General features: G+C 52.5%; 2 tRNA genes. Both read right to left on the bottom strand.

From position 1 onward, the window contains the following. Positions 1 to 46: 46 nt before the first annotated feature. Positions 47 to 119, bottom strand: a tRNA-Phe gene (locus tag HMPREF2984_RS09250). Positions 120 to 125: 6 nt separating this feature from the next. After that, a tRNA-Met gene (locus HMPREF2984_RS09245) sits at positions 126 to 199 on the bottom strand. Positions 200 to 284 lie beyond the last annotated feature (85 nt).

The following is a 284-nucleotide window of genomic DNA, read 5'->3' as shown; positions in this document are numbered from 1 at the left end:
GCTGTAGTTTTACCACTAAACTACACCCGCTTAATCAATCAAATAATGGCGCGAGACGGAATCGAACCGCCGACACATGGAGCTTCAATCCATTGCTCTACCAACTGAGCTACCGAGCCTACCTATTGCGGGAGCAGGATTTGAACCTACGACCTTCGGGTTATGAGCCCGACGAGCTACCTAGCTGCTCCATCCCGCGCTATTCCTACTAAGGAGGATGTGGGATTCGAACCCACGCACGCTTTTACACGCCTGACGGTTTTCAAGACCGTTCCCTTCAGCCG

The organism is Streptococcus sp. HMSC066E07, assembly GCF_001814695.1.
Taxonomy (GTDB): Bacteria; Bacillota; Bacilli; order Lactobacillales; family Streptococcaceae; genus Streptococcus; species Streptococcus hominis.
This window is presented reverse-complemented; position numbering and strand designations above follow the sequence as displayed.